The organism is Wenzhouxiangella sp. XN79A (assembly GCF_012272825.1).
Lineage (GTDB): Bacteria > Pseudomonadota > Gammaproteobacteria > Xanthomonadales > Wenzhouxiangellaceae.
Map to the genome: position 1 here is coordinate 13,743 of NZ_JAAWWS010000161.1, position 3,710 is coordinate 17,452.

Annotated in this window: 2 protein-coding genes; both read right to left on the reverse strand. The window is 67.8% G+C overall.

All coding sequences use genetic code 11. The features are described from left to right. Positions 1-433: 433 nt before the first annotated feature. Positions 434-2,584, reverse strand: a complete 2,151-nt coding sequence (locus tag HFP89_RS13515) for a hypothetical protein (RefSeq protein ID WP_168718197.1) — start codon at positions 2,582-2,584, stop codon at positions 434-436. Continuing rightward, positions 2,581-3,483, reverse strand: coding sequence for a serine/threonine-protein kinase (locus HFP89_RS13520; protein ID WP_277347532.1), 903 nt, complete (start codon positions 3,481-3,483; stop codon positions 2,581-2,583). Before HFP89_RS13520 ends, HFP89_RS13515 begins: the two co-directional genes overlap by 4 nt. Positions 3,484-3,710: the final 227 nt, after the last annotated feature.

Below are 3,710 nucleotides of genomic sequence, written 5' to 3' on the forward strand. Positions count from 1 at the left end.
CGGTCGGGCCACCCTTCGCCCGCGAGCGGCCTCCAACAGGGTTTCGGTCTGGCGGCGGTGCTGGATTCGACTGTTGGAGGGAGCTTGCTCGCGAACTGGTCGGGCCGCCCTTCGCCCGCGAGCGGCCTCCAACAGGCCTTCGGTCGGGCGTTGCGCTGATTCGCCTGTTGGAGGGAGCTTGCTCGCGAATCGGTCGGGCCACCCTTCGCCCGCGAGCGGCCTCCAACAGGGTTTCGGTCTGGCGGCGGTGCTGGATTCGACTGTTGGAGGGAGCTTGCTCGCGAATCGGTCGGGCCGCCCTTCGCCCGCGAGCGGCCTCCAACAGGAACCTCCGCCAGATCTGCCTGTTGGAGGGCGCTTTCGCGCGAACCGCCCCGGCCACCCTTCGCCCGCGAGCGGCCTCCAACAGGGGAATCGAGGGGCCGCTGGGGGGTCAGCCGGCGCGCAGGGCGGTGACGAGGTGGGAGGCGAGTTTGCCGCGCAGGGCCTGGACGAACTGTTTGCCGTCTTCGGTCCTTTCGGGGTCGAAGCGTTCGGCGGTGCCGACGACCTTGAGCTGGACGCGCTCGTTTCCGAGTGCGAAGGTCGAGGCGTTCAGGCCCTCGAGGATGCGGTCGAGGACGTGGTCGGCGCCTTCCTGCGGGGTCATCGGCAGGATGACCAGCGGGACGTTCTTGAATTTGCTGCCCAGCGTTCCGAGCAGGTCGAGATCGCGCAGGTGCAGCGGCAGGGCGTCGAGGATGCGCGGCATGACGCCTTCGATTTCCTCGGGGGTGATGGCGCGCCAGTCCTCGCCGTCGGGCCGGATCCGGGCGATCATCAGCATCAGCCCGCTGAAGTGGGTCTTGTAGCGAACGGCCGACAGGATCTCGCGGTTCAGGAAGTAGCGCGTCGCGTTCGGGTCCAGCGCATCACCGGGAATGAACTCGATCCGATTGCGCTTGCGGACCCGGGTCAGTGCCTGGTCGAGCACGTTCTGCACGTCGTCGTCGCCGAGGCCGCGGTCCTTCAGCGCGCGGCGCAGGGTGCCGTCCATCCGTTCGATGTCGGCGCGGCTGTCGACCAACTTCTCCAGGGCTTCCACCACGTCGCGCGGGTCCATGGTCTTCTGCGTGCTCAGGAAATCGTCGACCTGGCGCGAGCGGGCCTTGCCGAGGAAGTCCTCGAAGCGCCCGTCGAGCGCTTCGGCCACCTTGCCGAGTACGGACTCGTCCATGCCCTGGCGGCGGACCTTCTCGAGCAGTTCCTGCTGGACCTTGCGGATCGAGTCGCGGTTGAAGCGGGTTACGGTGGTCCGTCCGCCGACGGACGCTGGCAGCATCTCGACGGTGGCATGTTCGATGTGGTCGGCCAGCACGGCCGACAGCCGGTCGCTGTCGTCGCTGCTGCCGCGGCGCAGTTCGGCGGCCAGCACGATCAGCCGGGCCGCTTCGCCCGGGTCCTGCTGGATTTCGCGGACGATGTCGTCGACGGCCAGGCCGACCTCCTCGGCGCCTTCGGACAGCACCTGGACCAGGTTCTCGCTTTTCAGCTCGCCGCTGAGTTCGCTGACGAACTGCAGCCAGGTCGACAGCGACATGCCCTCGTCGGTCAGCGACTCCTTCAGCATCGGCAGCAGGCGCTTGATGTCGCGCGAGTCCGGCAGCAGGCGGCGGATGATCTGGGCCAGCCGGCGCGCCGAGGTGGTGCCGGCGCGATACTCGTCGCAGACCAGCGCGACGACGGTGCGGTAGGTCAGCTGGTCGATCTCGTCGATGACGCCGCCGTGTTCGTTCATGAAGCGGGCGACTTCCTTCTGGTCGGCCATGGTGTCCGACAGGTCGCGTTTCAGCGTCTCTACGGCGTCCAGGACGACGTCCAGCGACACGTCACCGCCGCCGCTGCGGCCGCCGCGCGCAACCCGGCCGCCGAGCGCCTGCAGCTGGGCGACGACGCGTTGGGACGGGTCGGCGTCGAGCGCTGCGTCGTCGTCGCCTTGATCGGCCTCGATCAGGTTGCGCATCGCGAAGATCGACTCGATGCGGCCCAGCAGGTCGCCGGTATCGAGGTCGGGCCGGCGCGCGGCGCCCGCCGCCGAGGCCTGTTCGGCCAGGTCGGTCAGTTCGGCCAGGCCCTCGCGCTCGATGACTTCGTCTTCGGCCGTGAGCTTCTTCAGCACGATGTGGTTGACCTTGATCGAGGTCACGCCGGCTTCGTTGAGGACGGCCTTGTAGGCCTCGACGTCGCCGAGCTCTTCGGCCCGGACCAGGTGCTGCATGGCCGCGGCGATGGCATCGACGTCCACCCCGGGTCGGAAGGTCAGCGACTGCAGCCCCAGCTCGCGGAACAGCTGCAGGACGCGGTTGGCGTTGAAGTTCTCGTCGGCCCGGTAGTCCTCGATGAACACCGCGCCGCGATCCTGCATCAGCGTGATTTCGCCGAGCGCCTCGACGAGCGGCGCGAGATTGGCGCAGAAGGTCTCGCAGGCCCGGTGCATCTGCGGGTGTTCGGCGCCGTAGGCGGTGGCGTTGGTCAGCGCGGCGTTGAACTGGCGACCGAGGACTTCGGCGCGGCGCTGGTCCAGGGTTTCGGTGTCGGTGCTCATGCCGCTGCGTCGACCGACGAGCGCCAGTCCCGCAGTGCCGCGCGCATGGCGTCGGCACTGGCGTAGCGGTCTTCGCGAAACGGAGCGGTGGCCTTCAGGATGATCCGCTCCAGTCGGTCGTCGATGCCCGGCGCGGACTCGCTCGGCGCTTTCAGGAACAGGCTGTCGGGTTGCTCCATCTTGCGCATCAGGAGCTGGGTGTCCTTCTCCTCGCGCACCGGAAGTCGGCCGGCCAGGGCCTCGAACAGCACCACGCCCATCGCGTAGAGGTCGGTCCGTGCGTCGGTTTCACGGCCGGCGGCCTGCTCGGGCGAAAGGTACAGCGCCGAGCCGACCACCATGCCTTCGGCCCAGTATTCGTTGCGTGCCGTGCGGGCGATGCCGAAGTCGACGATCATCGGGCGCAGGTCGCTGCGGTCGACCATGATGTTGGCCGGCTTGATGTCCTGGTGAACGACGCTGTGCTTGTGCGCATAGGCCAGCCCTTCGAGGGCCTGGCTGATCAGGTCCACCGCCACGATCGGCGGCAGCAGGCGCTGGGATGGCACCGGGTGGCGCAGGCGGTTTCGGATCATCCGGCCGAGATCGGCGCCGTCGATCAGCTGCATGGCCTGGTAGTAGTAGTCGTCGTCCTCGCCCATCTCGAAGATCGGCACGATGTTGGGGTGAGCGAGCACGGCGACCGTCTCGGCCTCGTCCTGGAATTGCCGCGGGCCCCAGTCGGCGGCCTGGGCCCCCTTGGGCAGCAGCTTGATCGCGACCTGCCGCTTCAGCGACTTCTGGAAGCCGACGAAAACGGCTCCCATCGAGCCGCGGCCGAGCTCCCGGACAATCACGAAATTGCCGAACTCCCGGCCGATGACGGTTTTCTGGTCAATGGGTGCGACGTCGTTCGGCATCGGTTTCAAAAAAGCCCCTTGTTAGCGTGACGAAATTAACGTATTCGAGGGGTTGACGGCAAGTCGCAAGGGCATCCGGTTCGCGCGGAAATCCGCCCCGCCACCGTCGAATCGAGGCCGGCGGTCGCTTTGCCTGTTGGAGGCCGCTTGCGGGCGAAGGGTGGGTCGGGCGGTTCGCGAGCAAGCTCCCTCCAACAGGCGATCGGATCGGGGCGGTTCGATCTTCC